Origin of the sequence: Sphingopyxis sp. JAI108 (genome assembly GCF_013410105.1) — a bacterium.
GTDB classification, from domain to species: Bacteria; Pseudomonadota; Alphaproteobacteria; order Sphingomonadales; family Sphingomonadaceae; genus Sphingopyxis; species Sphingopyxis chilensis.
Genome location: NZ_JACCCJ010000001.1, coordinates 14,588 through 28,064, shown reverse-complemented (window position 1 = coordinate 28,064; position 13,477 = coordinate 14,588). Strand labels below are relative to the sequence as shown.

Here is a 13,477-nt window from a genome sequence, read left to right as displayed (position 1 = left end):
CCACACTGGATTCCCGCTTTCGCGGGAATGACGAATGTTGGGCGGGCCCGCGCTCCACCTCAAAGCCGATAGTCATTCAAGGCTGCGCGCTCATTCGCTTCAGTAACCCCCGCCAAAATTCGCCCAGCCGCCGCTGAAACAACATCAGCTCAAAGCCGTGCCGCGCGACATGGCTTGGGGGGATGGTATCCCAGCCGCGATGCTCGACCGTCACGCGCGTTTCGCCGTCCACCGCCTCGAACCGCACATCAACCTCGGTTAGCTGGCCCTCCTGGAAACTCGGCAAGCGCCAGGCGAAGGCCAGCCGTTCGCCCGGCAGCCAGTGGCGCACCGCGCCAATCTCCCACTCCTCGCCATCGTCGAAGCGCGTAACGAGCCGCCCGCCCGGCCCGGCAGGGTCGAAGCGCAGCATGCCATCGCCCTTGCGCGAAAGCTGGAATAGCGGATGGCTCCGCCACCATTTTCCGATGTCGCGGGTGAAGGCGGTGAACGCCGCTTGCGGAGTCGCCGCAACGCGCAGCGCGACGATGACCGCCGCCCCGCTCATTCCCCGCTTTCGACATGGCGCTTGAAACTCGCCAGCTGGTGCACCCACAGCGCCTCGGTCTCGGCAAGCCATTGCTTGAGCTCGCCCGTCGCGCCGTCCTTCAACCGATAGATGCGCACGCGCGCGTCGAATGCGGGATGCCCGTCCTCGACCAGCCCGCCTTCCTTCAGCACGCGCAAATGGCGGCTCATCGCCGGCGGGGCGAGGCCAAGCGCGCCCGCCAGTTCGCCCGCGCTGCGCGGCCGCTCGCCCAGCAGTTCGATCGCACGCCGGCGGGTCGGATCGGCGATCGCGCCCAACATCCGGTCGAGGGCCGCGCTCAATCGTCGAGCCGCGTCTTGGTCGTGAAGCCGCCCGCGGCATCCCACTCGTCGGCGGTCTTCTCTTCGACGGTGACGCCGAAGGTCCAGATATGCCCCTCGGGATCCCTGGCGCGGTATGTGCGGTCGCCGTAAAATTGCGTTTCGGGCTCGGCGATGACATCGGCTCCGGCGGCGCGCGCCTTTTCGCAATGCGCGTCGATATCTTCACCGCGCCCCAGCTGGACATGCACCGTTTGCGTGTTTTTGCCGCCAAGGTTCGCGGGGCTGCGATGATCGTCCGACCATTCATTGCCGACCATGATCGACGAAGCGCCATATTCCATTTCGCTGTGCGCCAGATTGCCTTGATCGTCGAGCAACACGAAGGTCGGCTCGAAACCGAACGCCTCTTCCAGCCAACGAAATGCCGCTTTTGCGTCCTTGTAGCAGACGGCACTCGAAAGCCCCTTGGAACGCGGATGGTCGGCCATGCTTCGTCTCCCGATTCGGCTAATTGATTTCTATCTTATAGAATATTTCTGGAAAAATGAAAATACATGCTTTGCGCGGCGATTATGCTAGGCGAACCCGATGACGGAGAACCTCAGAAAGCATATCAACGAGGCGATGACGCTGGCCGCGGCGCACCTCGGGAAGGGCCGTGTCGCCGACTATATCCCCGCGCTGGCAAAGGTCGATCCGAACAAGCTCGGCTTCGCACTCGCGCTGCCGGATGGCACGATCCATACGTCGGGCGACGCCGACGAAGCCTTCTCGATCCAGTCGGTGTCGAAGGTCTTCACGCTCGCGCTCGCACTCCGCCGCGTCGGCAGTTCACTGTGGGACAGCGTCGGGCGCGAGCCGTCGGGGTCGGCGTTCAATTCGATCGTTCAGCTCGAAAGCGAGCAGGGCATCCCGCGCAATCCGCTGATCAACGCGGGCGCGATCGCCACGACCGACCGGCTGATCGACGGGCGCAGCGGCGATGCGACGATCGACGAGATCGTCGATTTCATCCGCGCCCGCGCGGACGACGACGGCGTCGCGATCGACTTCGACGTTGCCTTTTCCGAATCCGAAACCGGCGCCCGCAACCGCAGCCTCGCGCATTTCATGGACGCCTTCGGCAATCTCTCGCATCCGGTCGAGACGGTGGTCGGGGTCTATTTCCGCCAATGCGCGATTGCCCTGTCGTGCCGCCAGCTGGCGCGGGCGGGCTTGTTCCTCGCGATGGAGGGACGCGACCCGCTCACGGGCGAGCAGTTGATCGACCCGCACCGCGCGCGGCGCATCAATGCGGTCATGATGCTGTGCGGTCACTATGACAATTCGGGCGAATTCGCCTTCCGCGTCGGCCTGCCGGGCAAGAGCGGGGTCGGCGGCGGCATCCTGTGCATTGCGCCGGGGCAGGGATCGATCGCGGTCTGGTCGCCGGCGCTCAACGAAGCGGGGACGTCGCTCGCGGGCGCGGCTGCGCTCGAACATTTCGCCTATGCGGCGGGATGGTCGGTGTTCGACTGACGCGTTAATCGTCGGTCAGCAGTGCCAGCTTCACCCGCGCGGTGCCGCTGCGATGCATGCCGATTTCGCGCGCGGCGGCCTGGCTGACGTCGATCACGCGGCCGTGGGCAAAGGGGCCCCGGTCGTTGATGCGGACGATCACGCTGTCGCCCGTCGACATGTTGGTGACGCGCACCTTGCTGCCGAAAGGCAGCGTGCGATGTGCGGCGGTAAGCTGGCCGGGGTCGAAGCGTTCGCCGTTCGCGGTGCGGTTGCCGGCAAGCTCGTTGCCGTAATAGCTCGCCATACCGCCGTCGATTTCGGTTTCCGGGTAGGCGAGCGGGATCGCGCTGGCGGCGGCGCCCGCGATGGCCGCGGCATCGCTATCTTGCGCGGCGGCCGACGCTACGAGCATCAGCGGCATCACCATGGTTGCAAGAGCCCGCATGGCACCTCTCCCTCTTTGGTGGAGGCGCCCAAAGCAGCGACGGCCTGCCGAAACAAGCCGCCGCGCGTTAGATCGAACCTAATTTACGGTCAGACGTCGAGATTCGCGACCGAGAGCGCATTCGTCTGGATGAAATCGCGCCGCGGTTCGACCTCGTCGCCCATCAACCGTTCAAAGATTTCGTGCGCGACATCGGCCTGCTCGGCCTCGACCCGCAGCAGCGAACGGTTCGATGGATCGAGCGTGGTTTCCCACAACTGCTCGGCATTCATCTCGCCCAGGCCCTTATAGCGGCTGATCGCGAGGCCCTTGCGGCTATGCGCAAAGATCGCTTCGAGCAGTTCGGAGGGGCGTGTGATGGGCGTGACCTTGCCGGCGGTAGCGGCCGGCAGATCGCTGTCGCTCGCTTCGGCATCGTCTTCGGCCGCCTCGGCGGCAGCGAGCGCGGCAGCGTCGGCGGCCTGCGCCGCGGCGCTGCTGCCCTTCACCAGCCGCGCGGGATGGGCGTAGGTTTCGGCCTGTTCGCTCGCGAGCTTGTGCAGGCGGCGGGCCTCTTGGCTGGCGAGGAAGGCGGCGTCGATCGCATGATGGTCGCTGACCCCGCGCCAGCGCTTTTCGAGCGTATAGCCTCCGTCGACCGCGACGATCGTCCATTTGGCTTCGGCGCCTCCGGTCAGCGCGCGTTCGGCCGCGTTGAGCCATTCGGCCGCGCGCACGCCCGCTGCGGTGCGTCCGGCGCTGTCGAGCTCCGGATCGAGCGCGCCGTTCAGCGCCAAGGCTTCAACGAGCTCATAATTATGGCCGCGCGGGACGTAGCGCATCAGCGCGCGCAGACGGCGGCCATGTTCGATCAGGTCGCGGAGGTCAGCGCCCGACCGTGCGCCGCCCGTGGTTTCGAGCATCAGCGCATCGATGCCGCCGTCGACGAGGTAGTTTTCGAGCGCGGTGTCGTCCTTGAGATAGACCTCGCTCCGCCCCTTCGCGACTTTGTAGAGAGGCGGCTGGGCGATGTAGAGATGACCGCCCTCGATGATCTCGGGCATCTGGCGATAGAAGAAGGTGAGCAGGAGCGTGCGGATATGCGCGCCGTCGACGTCGGCGTCGGTCATGATCACGATCTTGTGATAGCGAAGCTTTTCGAGGTTGAATTCGTCGCGGATGCCGGTGCCGAGCGCCTGGATCAGCGTGCCGACTTCCTTTGAAGAGATGATGCGGTCGAAACGCGCACGCTCGACGTTCAAAATCTTGCCCTTCAGCGGCAGGATCGCCTGCACATGCCGGTCGCGCCCCTGCTTCGCCGACCCGCCTGCCGAATCGCCCTCGACGAGGAAGAGTTCACACTTGCTGGGGTCGCGTTCCTGGCAGTCGGCGAGCTTGCCGGGCAGGCTGGCGATGTCCATCGCCCCCTTGCGCCGCGTCAGTTCGCGCGCCTTTTTCGCGGCCTCGCGCGCCGCGGCGGCGTCGATGACCTTCTGGATCACCGCCTTCGCATAGGCGGGATTTTCCTCGAGCCATTCGGTCATCCGGTCGGCCATCAGGCTTTCGAGCGGCTGGCGGACTTCCGACGAGACGAGCTTGTCCTTGGTCTGCGACGAGAATTTGGGATCGGGCAGCTTGACCGAGACGATCGCGGTGAGCCCTTCGCGCATATCCTCGCCGGTGAGCGAGACCTTCTCTTTCTTGAGGATGCCCGACTTGTCGCCATAACCGTTCAAGGTGCGTGTCAGCGCCGCGCGGAAGGCCGCCAGGTGCGTACCGCCGTCGCGCTGCGGGATGTTGTTCGTGAAGCAGAGGACATTCTCGTAATAGCTGTCGTTCCACTCCAGCGCGACGTCGATGCCGATGCCGTCGCGCTCGCTGCTGATCGCGATCGGGTCGGGCAGCAGCGGGGTCTTGTTGCGGTCGAGATATTTGACGAACGCCGCGATCCCGCCCTCGTAGAACAGGTCGTGCGTCTCATGCTCGGCGTGGCGAGCGTCGACGAGCTTGATGCGGACGCCCGAATTGAGGAAGGCGAGCTCGCGATAACGGTGCTCCAGCTTCTCGAAATCGAATTCGGTGACATTCTTGAACGTCTCGGTCGACGCCTGAAAGGTCACGCGCGTGCCCTTCTTGCCAGCCGGCGCGGGGCCGTTGACCTTCAATGGCGAAACCGAATCGCCATGCTCGAAGCGCATCCAATGCTCTTCGCCGTCGCGCCAGATGGTGAGCTCGAGCCATTCCGAAAGCGCGTTGACGACCGAGACGCCGACGCCGTGCAGGCCGCCCGACACCTTGTACGCATTATCGTCGCTCGTATTCTCGAACTTCCCGCCCGCGTGGAGCTGGGTCATGATGACCTCGGCCGCCGAAATGCCTTCTTCGGCGTGGATGCCGGTGGGGATGCCGCGGCCGTTATCCTCGACGCTGACCGATCCGTCGCTGTTCAATGTGATCAGGACGAGGTCGCAATGCCCCGCAAGCGCTTCGTCGATCGCATTGTCCGAAACCTCGAACACCATGTGATGCAGGCCCGAACCGTCGTCGGTGTCGCCGATATACATGCCCGGGCGTTTTCGCACCGCGTCGAGACCCTTCAGGACCTTGATCGAATCGGCGCCATAGGCATTTGTGTTGGGCTGTTTGGAGGCGCTTTCGGGCGCGCCGTTTTCGGGCATGTCTGTCATATCGATTATATAGGGTCGAAGGCCGCAAAACCCAAGCGAAAATGCGGCTCTCGGGCCCGGGACGACGAGCGTTGCGCCCCCGCGCCGCGGCGGCTAGTTTCGTGGGCATGAAACATCGTATCGCCCTTCCCCTCGCCGCCCTTCTTCTCGCTTCTCTCGCCGCGTGCAGCCAGCCCGCGCCGCCCGCCGACAATGCTCCCGCGCTTGCAGGCGAACCGCTTGCGACGCGCGCGGTGATGATCGGCACCGAAGGGCCGAGCCTGCCCGCCTGCTCGAGCATCAGCCGCGTCAAGGCGGGCGGCACCGACGTCTATTGGGCGCCGAACGAAACGCGCGCGGTCAAGGCGAAGCTCGCCGGCGGCGCGAACGTGTCGCTGTGCGAGGCGGCCGAGAGTGACGCATGGTTCGGCGTCGTTTTCGCCGGTCCCGGCACCGATCCCGACATGTGCGGCGTCGGCAAGTCGGTGCCCAACGCCCGCGAATATCAGGGCCCGTGCCGCTGGGGCTGGATCAGGGGCGGGACGGTACAATTGGGCGGCTAGGCTCCGGCCTAGCGGCAATCCTCGATCACGCGGCCGATTTCCGACTGGACGGGCAGCGTCAGCGCGCCGCCGCCCGGCGTTTCGAGCGCGAAGCGACCGCGGCTGAAGGCGATGCGGTCGAGCCGGGGATCACGGCTCGGCAAGTTCGCGCTGCCGCCGTCGAAGCGGATCTGGTCGCTGCCGGCGCTGGTGTGCAGGCTGACATTGCCGGCGAGCGCCGAGGTCATGCGGATGCTGCCGCCGCTGCACGCCATCGTCAGCAGCGGGTTCGCGCTGCCCGTCGGCACAAAGGCGGCGGTCCGGCTGGCGGCGTCATAGCGCCATGCGCCGCGATCGACGGCGCGGTCTTCCCACCCGAGCGTCGGCGTCGGTAGCGGAGCGGGCGTCGGGGCGGGGGCGACGGGTTGCGGGGCGGGGGGCGGCGCTGCGGGCTGGGGGATGGCGGCGCAGCCCGCGATGCCCAGCATCAGCGTTCCTGCGAACACACAGCGAAACACGGACATTTTCATTCCCTAAAACCCCTGCCAATCGATCACTTCACCCAGCGGCGCGCGCGGCACCGGCCACTGGTTCACCGCCGCATCGTTATCCGCATAGCCTATTGCGAGCCCGGTGAACAAAATCTGCCCCTCGTCGAGCCTCAGCGTCCGCCGGATCGTCGCACCGTACATCGCCCAGCACTCCTGCGGGCAGCTTGCGAGGCCATGTTCGACGAGCAGCAGCATCACCGACTGCAGCCACATGCCCATGTCCGACCATTGCGGCGGGCCCATGATGCGCGAGCAATGGAGGAAAAGCATCACCGGTGCGCCGAAACCCCGGTAATTGTCCATGAACCGAGCGAGGCGCCCCCGCTTGTCCTCGCGCGGAATGCCGAGCGACGCGTACAGCGCCTCGCCGACCCCGAAGCGGCGGTCGGTCCAGGGTGCGGTCAGCGCCGGGGGGTAGATGTCATATTCGGGCTCCTGGCCCTCGCGCCCCATCGCGATCCGGCCTGCGACGGCATCCTTCACCGCCTGCCAGGGTTCGCCCGTGAGCACCGTCACCTGCCACGGCTGCAGGTTGCCGCCCGACGGCGCGCGCTGCGCCGCAGCGAAAATCTCCTTGAGCAGCGCCGGATCGACCGGCCTGTCGGTAAAGGCACGTACCGAGCGGCGCGCGTGGAGGGCTTCGGTGACGGAAACGGTGTCAGTCGCTGGCATATTTATCCTCTCGCCGATTGCCGAACAGCAATTTGCGTTCGAGCCGGGCTTTCAGCTGGCGGTAATAGGAAAGCAGGAAGACGTCATCCTCTTCGGCGATGGGTCGCCCGATCTTGGCGCGGATCGCGTCGGCCACCTCACGCATCGCGCGCGGATCGCGGCCGCGCAGCACGCGTTCGAGTTCCTGCAGTTCGAAAATCCCGTAAACGGCGAGCTCGGTGTCGGTGAAGGTCATCGCCTCGCCTGCGGCGTCGCTCGCGATATCGGCATCGAGCTTGACGCGCTGCGCCATCACGACCCAGGTTCCCGCGATCAGGTCGCCCATCCGCATCCGGTCGCGGTTGAACAGCAGGAAGAGGCTCAAGGTCAGCGACCAGAGCACGCCGGCGAGCATGATCCACCCCGACACCATATCCTCGGACGCGCCGGCGCCGAGCATCATCAGGGGCAGGAACAGCTCGAGCTCGCGAATCAGATTGCGCGCGACCACCGCGTCTGCGGTCAGGCGCCCGCCATCGCGCGCAACGACGCGGATTCCCATCAGGCGCTTGCCCGGCGTCGCGGCGCGCGAACCGAGTTCGAAGCCGATGAACCAGAAGGTGCGCAGGACGAAGGCGCCGAGCATCCAGACGACGACCGTGACGTCGGATCGCGAGGCGAGCCCGACCCACAGCATGAACAGGGAAAAGAGGAACAGCGTCAGCACGATCAGCAACAAATCGACAAGCAAGGCACCGAAACGTAGCCCCGCGCTGGCGATCTTGAGCTCGAGATCGACGCCTTCGGGCGTGATGAACTGGCGGATTTTCTTTGCCTTGACGGCGCGCTGTTTCGCGTTGGCGGCGGCGGTCACGTCACATCCTCGCGCCGCGGGATGTAGTAATAGCCGAGCCAGAGAAGCAGCATCAGTGAGCCGATCGCATAGCGGAGCATCGTGTCGGTGATCAGCTGGCGCCCGAACCCTTCGAGCAGGCCGGCGGCTAACAGCATCAGGATGACACCGACCATCACCTTGCCCGCAGTGCGCCCCGCATCCGACGCCGCCTGCAGCCGTCCGCGCGCGCCGGGAAAGACGACCGCGGTGCCGATGCGCAGCCCTGCGGCGCCCGACAGTGCGGCGGCGAACAATTCGGTGGTGCCGTGGATGAACAGCCAGCCGCCGAAGTCGTAGCCGAGCCCCTTGGCGGAAAAGACCGCCATCATCGCGCCGAGGCCGATCCCCTGATAATATTCGAGCATCAGCGTCGGCACGCCGAAGGCGAAGCCGAGCGCGAAGGACAGGATCGACACGCGGCTGTTGTGCGTGAACAAATAGGTCGCGAAGACGTGCAGCCCGCTTTCGCCCTTTTCGCCGGCGGCCTTGCCGTGCCCCAGCGTCGACTGGAGAAATTCGGCCGTTGCGCGCGGGTCGCGGCCGCCCGACATCTCCTCGTCGACGAAGTTGAAATACCATTCGGGGTTGCTCGACACGAGCGAATAGCTGGTCAGCGCGCCGAGCAGGATGACGAGCGCGATGATCAATGTTTCCTTCCAGACGGATCGCACCGCAGCGGGCCAGTCGTAGAGGAAGAAGCGCCGGAGGCGGCTCCAACGGCTCTCGCGCACGCCATAGACGAGGAAATAGCCGCGGATTGACAGCGCCTCGAGATGGTCGAGCAGCGCCTTGTCGAGGCTCGTCGCGCGCGCGATCGACAGCGACGACAGGGTCGCGCGATATAGGAGCGGCAGTTGGAGCAACTCGTCGCTGGTCAGCGCCTTCGCACCCTTTTTCTCGAGCTTCGTGAGCAGCAGGTCGAAGGCGATCCAGTCGGCCTCGCGCTCGGCGCGGAAGCGGCCGGTCGAGAAGCTCGGCGCGTCGACCGCGCGGGCGGAGGCAGCGGGGGGGATCACAGGCTGCCCTGCCTTTTGATGCCGAGATAGGCCTCGACCGCGCTCGCCCCCATCGCGTCGGCGGGTACCTCGATGACGTCGGCGCCCAGGCGCTGGAGCCGCGCGATCACCAGCTGGCGGTCACGCAGCATCGCGGCGGCGACGTTCGAGCGCGTGACGTCGGCGCCGGTTTCGGGGCGGCGGCGCTCCTCGCTCTCGACCTCTTCGTCGCGGATCACGACGAACAACAGGCGGTGCTTCTGCACCAGCCGTCCGGCTGCGCGGATCATCAGGTCGGCGCTCGTCGCATCGGTGAATTCGGTAAAGAGGATGATCAGCGAGCGGCGGTTGAGCTGCGCCGAGAGCGTCGTCAGTGCGAGGGTGAAATTGCTCTCGACATGCGCATAGTCGATCAGGCTCGCTGCGCGTTGCAGGGCCGGAAAATCCTGCGTGTGCATATAGGCGGGGGTCAGTGCCTGCGGCTTCGCGGCAAAGGAAAAGAGGCTGATCCGATCGTTGAGCTTCAAGCCGACATAGGCGAGCAGCAGCGCCGCCGACACCGCACGGTCAACGCGCGGCATGCCGCCGACGGGCTCGGCCATCGTCCGTCCGCCGTCGATCGCGAGCACGACGCGATTGTCGCGCTCGACGCGATATTCCTTGGCAAGCAATTTGACGTGCCGTGCCGAGGCGTTCCAGTCGATCGCGCGGCGATCCATCCCCGGCTGATATTCGGCGAGCGCCTCATATTCGGTGCCTTCGCCCCGAAAACGCTGTTGGCGAAGTCCGAACCAGCTATTGCGCTGGAACAGCCGGCTCCCCTCGTCGGTCACCGCGCGCAGGCTCGGCACGACGTTGATCGCACCCCCGATCGCGAATTTGCGCTGCTTCCACACGAGTCCGAGCGGCCCTGCCCAGCGGATCCACAACGAATCGATGACCGCCTGTCCGCGCCGCGACGCGGTGAGCGACAGGGTACGGACCAGCGCTTCGCCGCTTGCCGTGCGCCGCATATCGTCCGCGAGCCGGCCACCCTCGGCCAGCCGTTCGTCGAGCGCGAGCGCGATTTCGGCGCGCGGCGGGACATCGCGGCCGCTCGCGGCGAGCAACAGGTCGAACGGGTCGCCGACCCCGACTTGATTCGGAAAGCGGGCGTCGAGGCTCAGGTGACGCGGATTGGTACCCGCCATGGTGTCGAGAATCAGGCAGGCAAGAATCACCCCGATCCAGCCGGGCGCGACCGACCACAGCTCGGGCCGGATCAGCCCGAGCGCAAGCGCCATCGGCGCGCCCGCGAGCAGCAAGTAGATCGCCCGGCGGGTGGGGTATATCACCGTGGGACTTCCTCGCGATCGAGCAACGCCGCGACGACCTGCTCGACGTTGCGGCCCTCGATCTCGGCGGCCGCCGACAGGATGACGCGGTGGCGAAGCACGCCCGCGGCGAGGCGCTGGACATCGTCGGGAATGACATAGTCACGCCCGTCGAGCGCCGCCGCGGCGCACGCCGCGCGCGCGAGCAGGGTCGCGGCGCGCGGGCTCGCGCCGCATTCCAGGTCGGCGCTCTCGCGCGTCGCGCGGACGAGGCGGACGATATAGTCGACGATCTCCTCGGCCAGGCGGACGGTCGCTATCGTGTCGATCGCGGCGCCGATCGTTTTGGCATCGGCGACCTGCGCCACGCCGAAATCGCTAACCGCCGGGCTTTTGAAGCGCCCGCCATGGTCGGCGACGATGCGGCGTTCCTCGGCGGCGTCGGGATAATCGACGACGAGCTTGAACAGGAAACGGTCGAGCTGCGCCTCGGGCAGAGGATAGACGCCCTGCTGCTCGATCGGGTTCTGCGTCGCGAGTACGGTGAAGCGCGGGCTCATCGCGTGCGGCTCGCCGTTGATGGTGACGCGGCGTTCCTGCATCGCCTCGAGCAGCGCGGCCTGCGTCTTGGGCGGGGTGCGGTTGATTTCGTCGGCGAGCAGCAGTTCGGTGAAGATCGGCCCCTTGGTCAGCGTGAAGCTCGACGTCTGGAAGTTGAAGAGGTTCGACCCCAAAATGTCGCCGGGCATCAGGTCGGGGGTGAACTGGATGCGCCCGAAATCGAGGCCGGTGGCGCGCGCGAACGCCTGCGCGAGTAGGGTCTTGGCGGTGCCCGGCGGCCCTTCGAGCAGGACGTGGCCGCCCGCGAGCAACGCGATCGTTACCATGCGCGTCAATGGCCCCTGGCCGAAGACCGCCTTCGCGACCTCGCCCTCGATCGCGGCACCGAGCGCTTGGACGCTCTGAACGCTTTGGGCGACGGGATTAGCTGTCACGGAGTAGATCCTTCCTGATGTCGTGCAGCGCCTGCGCGTCTGCGAGGAATTCATGCGTATTGCGCGCGAGCGGCAGGCGCCGCGCGAGCGAGGAAAAAAGGTCGCTGCCACCGCGCAGATGCCGGTCGATCCAGCGGTCGGTTTCGGCATCGTCGAGCCCGGTGGGGGCGTGCAGTCGCCGCGCGATCGCGATGCGCTGGCTCTTCACATAGGCGTCGGCGCCGTCGAGTTCGCGCCGTGCCTGCCGGATCAGGTCGGCGCTGTTCGCGATCAGCGCCGCTTTCGACACCGGGATCGCGCGGCCGGGTTTCAGTGCCGGACCGAAGCGCATCCACGCCTGCCACAGCGCCAGCATCCCGGCGGCGATCAGGCAGAGGGTGATGCCGATGAACGGCGGCACGAAGGCGAAGCGAAGCAGCGATCGCTGGCCGCCGAAACCGTTGAGCGTGACGTCGAAGGCAAGCCCGTCGGCGTCGGCATATTCGGCGAGCGCGTCGATCAAAACGACGCCCGCACTAGCTCGGTCGCGTGAGGCAAAAGCCAGATTATTGATAAGGTCGGGGTCGGCGAGGACATAGATGTCGTGCTCGCCGACCTGCGCGAGCACCGCAGCGCCGCCAGGCCCCGCGATCAACGTTTCCAGATTCCCGCCTTCGATCGTCTGGACATTGCCGGGTAGCGAGGCCGCGAAGCTGCGGCCGCCGAGCCGAGCGGGCACCTGCTGCGCCTTGCTCGGCGCCGCTTTGATCGCGACCGTTCCAAAATAGGCAGGCGGCAGCATCTTGGCGGGCGGACGCACCGGAAACCCTGCACTGGCCCAGCCGGGTTTCGGCGTCTGCCCCGGCACGGCCATTGTCTGCCATTTGGGCAGCACGATCAGCACGGGGCCGGTGCGGTGGGCGTCGAGCAGTTCGGCGATTTCGGGTGCGCGGGTGCGGTGCGTCGGGGTCAGAACCAGAAGCGGTTCATATTCCTCATAGGATTCCACCTCGACCCGCCGCCGCAGCTCGACCTCGGCGCCCGCGCGTTCGGCGAGGTCGACGATGCCGGCATAACCCGGCGCCGCCTTCGACAAGGCATGGCCGCCGCCGTCGTTGCCGCTGCTGATCTGCGGCGCCAGCGCGATCAGCGCCCACAGCGCGATGAAGGCGATCACCCCGATGGCGACGACGGCCGCGATCAGTCGCGGGTTGAAGCCATGGTCGTTCGTCGCTGCGTTGCTCATGCGCGCGCCCAATTCTTCGGCACCGTCAACTCGGCATAAGCGCTGCGGCATTGCTCCCACGCGCCGGCATCGATCAACCGCCCGCCGAACAGGCTGATCTCGACCGCGCGGGCGATGCGGCTGAAGGCCCCGCGCGCGACCGACGGCAAGTCGTTCGCCTCGGCCAGATCGCGCGATGTCATCGCGGGCTTGACGAGACCCGGGCGGCGCCCCTCGATATCCTCGACGCTGCGATAGAGCAGAAGATGCACCGCCTCGGCAAAACGCCCCTCGGCGGCGAGCGCGTCGGCCTCGGCAAGCAGCGCGCGCGCCGCGCCCGCCTCGGCCTGTCCAACATGATCGTCGGTGTCGCCGCCGCGCTTGCGTCCGTAGCGCAGGGTATCGACCCACCGCGCGAAAGCGGGGACGAAATGATAGAGGAGGAACAGCAGGAGCAGCGCGACCGCGATCCACATCAGCGGCTTGACCGCAGGGGCGCTCCATTCGAAGAAATCGCCGAGCGCGCCGAGCAGCGACTTCAGCCACTCGGGTGTCGGCGGCGGGGGTGGAGGCGGCGGAGGAAAGGCGGTCTGGATCTCGCCGCCCGCGATCGTCTGGCTATAGCCCGGATCGATGAGTTCAGGATCGAGCAGCCATCCTCCCCCGGTGTCGCTGCTCGACGGTTCGGCCGCTGCCGACGCCTGGGCGATCCACAAGGATATCATGTTGAAAAGATGGCCCCGCCCCGATCGTGCATCGAATATGGTGGTAGCGCGAGCGGGCGCGGCAAGGCAAGAGATGCTTGCGCGTGCGACTGCTCCGTTCTAGCGCGCGGCAAAACCGGCCTGATCGTTGCACTTGTAACCACCACTTGTAACCACCGGCCGCG

General features: G+C 66.4%; 15 protein-coding genes. 2 read left to right on the top strand and 13 right to left on the bottom strand.

Features of this window, described 5'->3' with window-relative positions; all coding sequences use genetic code 11:
* Positions 1-76: 76 nt before the first annotated feature.
* The 3 genes from HDC29_RS00125 to HDC29_RS00115 are packed head-to-tail and all read right to left on the bottom strand — an operon-like array spanning position 77 to position 1,340.
* On the bottom strand, positions 77-547 hold the full coding sequence (locus HDC29_RS00125) for an SRPBCC domain-containing protein (RefSeq protein ID WP_179493455.1): 471 nt from the start codon (positions 545-547) through the stop codon (positions 77-79).
* Complete coding sequence (locus tag HDC29_RS00120; RefSeq protein ID WP_179493454.1) at positions 544-870, bottom strand: helix-turn-helix transcriptional regulator; 327 nt, start codon at positions 868-870, stop codon at positions 544-546. The genes HDC29_RS00125 and HDC29_RS00120 overlap by 4 nt, the downstream gene beginning before the upstream one ends.
* Complete coding sequence (locus tag HDC29_RS00115; protein WP_179493453.1) at positions 867-1,340, bottom strand: VOC family protein; 474 nt, start codon at positions 1,338-1,340, stop codon at positions 867-869. The genes HDC29_RS00120 and HDC29_RS00115 overlap by 4 nt, the downstream gene beginning before the upstream one ends.
* Before the next feature lie 136 nt (positions 1,341-1,476).
* On the opposite strand from HDC29_RS00115, the gene HDC29_RS00110 reads away from it, so the two are divergent.
* Positions 1,477-2,370, top strand: coding sequence for a glutaminase (locus HDC29_RS00110; protein WP_373562787.1), 894 nt, complete (start codon positions 1,477-1,479; stop codon positions 2,368-2,370).
* 4 nt (positions 2,371-2,374) lie between these two features.
* Here the strand turns inward: HDC29_RS00110 and HDC29_RS00105 are convergent, their stop codons facing one another.
* Together HDC29_RS00105 and gyrB are read right to left on the bottom strand one after the other, a co-directional pair.
* Positions 2,375-2,797 (bottom strand): septal ring lytic transglycosylase RlpA family protein, encoded by a 423-nt coding sequence (locus HDC29_RS00105; protein ID WP_179493451.1) that lies wholly within the window; start codon positions 2,795-2,797, stop codon positions 2,375-2,377.
* An 89-nt stretch (positions 2,798-2,886) separates the two neighbouring features.
* Positions 2,887-5,463, bottom strand: a complete 2,577-nt coding sequence (gene gyrB / locus HDC29_RS00100) for a DNA topoisomerase (ATP-hydrolyzing) subunit B (RefSeq protein ID WP_179493450.1) — start codon at positions 5,461-5,463, stop codon at positions 2,887-2,889.
* Between the two features lie 107 nt (positions 5,464-5,570).
* On the opposite strand from gyrB, the gene HDC29_RS00095 reads away from it, so the two are divergent.
* A complete protein-coding gene (locus tag HDC29_RS00095; protein ID WP_179493449.1) occupies positions 5,571-6,005 on the top strand; it encodes a hypothetical protein in 435 nt (144 codons plus the stop codon).
* A gap of 8 nt (positions 6,006-6,013) precedes the next feature.
* Here the strand turns inward: HDC29_RS00095 and HDC29_RS00090 are convergent, their stop codons facing one another.
* From HDC29_RS00090 to HDC29_RS00055, 8 genes are read right to left on the bottom strand one after another with little or no spacing between them, the layout of a single operon-like run.
* Complete coding sequence (locus HDC29_RS00090) at positions 6,014-6,508, bottom strand: hypothetical protein (protein ID WP_257017960.1); 495 nt, start codon at positions 6,506-6,508, stop codon at positions 6,014-6,016.
* A 9-nt stretch (positions 6,509-6,517) separates the two neighbouring features.
* Positions 6,518-7,207 carry a nitroreductase gene (locus HDC29_RS00085; protein WP_179493447.1) on the bottom strand — a complete coding sequence of 230 codons (690 nt, stop codon included), beginning with the start codon at positions 7,205-7,207 and terminating at the stop codon, positions 6,518-6,520.
* Positions 7,194-8,060 (bottom strand): RDD family protein, encoded by an 867-nt coding sequence (locus HDC29_RS00080; RefSeq protein ID WP_179493446.1) that lies wholly within the window; start codon positions 8,058-8,060, stop codon positions 7,194-7,196. Before HDC29_RS00080 ends, HDC29_RS00085 begins: the two co-directional genes overlap by 14 nt.
* Positions 8,057-9,097 carry a stage II sporulation protein M gene (locus tag HDC29_RS00075; RefSeq protein WP_373562735.1) on the bottom strand — a complete coding sequence of 347 codons (1,041 nt, stop codon included), beginning with the start codon at positions 9,095-9,097 and terminating at the stop codon, positions 8,057-8,059. Before HDC29_RS00075 ends, HDC29_RS00080 begins: the two co-directional genes overlap by 4 nt.
* Positions 9,094-10,410 carry a DUF58 domain-containing protein gene (locus tag HDC29_RS00070; RefSeq protein WP_179493445.1) on the bottom strand — a complete coding sequence of 439 codons (1,317 nt, stop codon included), beginning with the start codon at positions 10,408-10,410 and terminating at the stop codon, positions 9,094-9,096. The genes HDC29_RS00075 and HDC29_RS00070 overlap by 4 nt, the downstream gene beginning before the upstream one ends.
* Positions 10,407-11,384 (bottom strand): MoxR family ATPase, encoded by a 978-nt coding sequence (locus tag HDC29_RS00065; RefSeq protein ID WP_179493444.1) that lies wholly within the window; start codon positions 11,382-11,384, stop codon positions 10,407-10,409. The genes HDC29_RS00070 and HDC29_RS00065 overlap by 4 nt, the downstream gene beginning before the upstream one ends.
* The gene (locus tag HDC29_RS00060; RefSeq protein ID WP_179493443.1) at positions 11,374-12,609 is read right to left on the bottom strand and encodes a DUF4350 domain-containing protein; all 1,236 of its coding nucleotides are present in this window, start codon (positions 12,607-12,609) and stop codon (positions 11,374-11,376) included. The genes HDC29_RS00065 and HDC29_RS00060 overlap by 11 nt, the downstream gene beginning before the upstream one ends.
* A complete protein-coding gene (locus tag HDC29_RS00055; RefSeq protein WP_179493442.1) occupies positions 12,606-13,313 on the bottom strand; it encodes a DUF4129 domain-containing protein in 708 nt (235 codons plus the stop codon). The genes HDC29_RS00060 and HDC29_RS00055 overlap by 4 nt, the downstream gene beginning before the upstream one ends.
* Positions 13,314-13,477: the final 164 nt, after the last annotated feature.

Bases quoted from the DNA above. Each gene is read 5' to 3' on its own strand.
- HDC29_RS00085 (WP_179493447.1), bottom strand. From the start codon at position 7,207: ATGCCAGCGACTGACACCGTTTCCGTCACCGAAGCCCTCCACGCGCGC.
- HDC29_RS00090 (WP_257017960.1), bottom strand. From the start codon at position 6,508: ATGTCCGTGTTTCGCTGTGTGTTCGCAGGAACGCTGATGCTGGGCATC.
- HDC29_RS00095 (WP_179493449.1), top strand. From the start codon at position 5,571: ATGAAACATCGTATCGCCCTTCCCCTCGCCGCCCTTCTTCTCGCTTCT.
- HDC29_RS00055 (WP_179493442.1), bottom strand. From the start codon at position 13,313: ATGATATCCTTGTGGATCGCCCAGGCGTCGGCAGCGGCCGAACCGTCG.
- HDC29_RS00125 (WP_179493455.1), bottom strand. From the start codon at position 547: ATGAGCGGGGCGGCGGTCATCGTCGCGCTGCGCGTTGCGGCGACTCCG.
- gyrB (WP_179493450.1), bottom strand. From the start codon at position 5,463: ATGACAGACATGCCCGAAAACGGCGCGCCCGAAAGCGCCTCCAAACAG.
- HDC29_RS00105 (WP_179493451.1), bottom strand. From the start codon at position 2,797: ATGCGGGCTCTTGCAACCATGGTGATGCCGCTGATGCTCGTAGCGTCG.
- HDC29_RS00110 (WP_373562787.1), top strand. From the start codon at position 1,477: ATGACGCTGGCCGCGGCGCACCTCGGGAAGGGCCGTGTCGCCGACTAT.
- HDC29_RS00060 (WP_179493443.1), bottom strand. From the start codon at position 12,609: ATGAGCAACGCAGCGACGAACGACCATGGCTTCAACCCGCGACTGATC.
- HDC29_RS00115 (WP_179493453.1), bottom strand. From the start codon at position 1,340: ATGGCCGACCATCCGCGTTCCAAGGGGCTTTCGAGTGCCGTCTGCTAC.